This is a genomic window from Nocardioides sp. J9, from assembly GCF_007829375.1.
In the GTDB taxonomy this organism is placed as follows: domain Bacteria; phylum Actinomycetota; class Actinomycetes; order Propionibacteriales; family Nocardioidaceae; genus Nocardioides.
In genome coordinates this window covers 1-1,720 of sequence record NZ_VLJQ01000040.1, presented here as the reverse complement: position 1 = coordinate 1,720, position 1,720 = coordinate 1, and the positions used below count along the sequence as shown (strand labels likewise).

The window sequence follows — 1,720 nt, the reverse complement described above, 5'->3', positions numbered from 1 at the left end:
GGTTGCCTTGCGTAGGTCCAGCCTCCGCCTGGCGGCAAGCCTTGGGTTCGCCTCGGCTAGCTCCCGGTGGTTGAGGTGCGAGGCCGCCCGCGGCCGAGCCTCGAAACCTCCGGGCCCGTCGGGCGGGCTGTGGTGGGCACAGTCCGGTGGCCCGGGGCCACTGGTTTCGAGGCTCGGCGCTGGGGCGCCTCGCACCTCAACCAGCGGCAGTTCAGGCGGTGAGCATGCCGATGACCCCGCCCGGTGCTGCTGGTGGGCGGGGTGTGGGGCGTGGTGGCTAGTAGTCGTCCGGGTCGAGGGGGCGCGGGGTGTCGAGGACCCGGGTGCCCTTCGGGCTGACCAGGAAGTGGCGTCCGTTCGGCGACATCCACAGGTAGTGGCCGGGCTGGACGGTGACGTAGCGCCAGAGGCTGAAGGTCTTGGCCCGGTGGTGGCGTCGGCACAGGGGGACGAGGTTGCATGGGCAGGTCGGGCCGCCGCGGTTGTGCTCGATCGTGTGGTCGAGGTCGCAACGGGTCGCCTTGGTGGTGCAGCCGGGGAAGCGGCAGGTGTGGTCGCGCAGCTGGACCCGGGCGCGGTGGCGGTCGGGGATCTCCCAGGAGTCCACGGGGATGCAGTCGGCCAGGTCGATGACCGGGCGGACGATCACGGTCGTCCTCGGTGCCTGGAGCCACTCCTTCACCTGCGCTGAGGAGACCGGGACGCCCAGCTCGTCGCAGCGGGCGACGGGGTTGTCGCCGGTGAAGGTGGTGTCGGTGACGTGGACGTTCAACGTGACGCGTCGGCCGGGTGCGGTGGCGATGACCTCGCCGGTGTCGGGGTCGGCGAACAGCAGGTCCAGCGACAGGTCCTGCCGGGCCAGGTCCGCGGCGGCCTTGGAACGGCGGACGTCGAGCGAGGACTCGTCGCCGCACTTGCCGAGGAGGACCGCGCGGCGGTTGATGGCTTCGTCGAGGTCGTGGCCGTCGGCGGCGTTCATCAGGCCGTGGACGATCACGTGGCCGGTGTCGCTGGGTTCGTCGAYGTCGAAGTGGCGGTGGTCGCTGGCCCGCTGCCGCTCGGCCTCYGCGYGKTCSGGGTCGAACCGMASGAYSGCTTCGGCCACCAACCTCTCGAGCTGCTTCCAGCCGACGTCGTCGACGGCGGCGTCGAGCTGTCGGTCCACGAACTCGGCCGCCTCGGGGCAGAGGGGGTGGGTGACGTCCGCGATGCGCTGGGCCTTCCACGTGTCCACGCGTCCGGCGACCACGGATCGGTAGAGGCGGGGCAGGCGCCAGGCGCACTCGATCACCTGGCCGACGTAGGCACGGCCACCGATGGGTGAGCGGCCGAGGACCGCGATGAGCTCCATCAACGCGAACTCAGAAACGAGGGGTGCACCGGGGCCGGCGATGGGGACGCCGGTGTCGACGACACCGTCCAGCAGTGTCGCCGCACCTTCAGGGGAGTCGAGGGTGTTCTGGTCGGCCCAGGCGACGATGGCGATCCACTCGCGCACCTGGGAGGACTTGCGGGCGACGACCTCGGAGCGGATGTCGCCGAGGAGCTCGGTCACGGAGCGGCCGTCGTACTGGCCGATCGATGCGTKGGTYCCGAGVTCCATGACTGGATTCTTCCAGAGACCACCGACATTGATGCTGGTCCTCGCTGCTCCCTGTGGAGTAGTGAAAGGGGTCCCGATCGTCGTGCCTCAGCCTCCGACTGTCGCCCTGCTGGGTTG

The 1,720-nt window shown here is 70.4% G+C and carries 1 protein-coding gene; it reads right to left on the bottom strand.

What is annotated here, in order from left to right:
* Positions 1–277: 277 nt before the first annotated feature.
* On the bottom strand, positions 278–1,603 hold the full coding sequence (locus L615_RS03470; RefSeq protein WP_145724134.1) for an HNH endonuclease signature motif containing protein: 1,326 nt from the start codon (positions 1,601–1,603) through the stop codon (positions 278–280).
* Between the last annotated feature and the right edge of the window lie 117 nt (positions 1,604–1,720).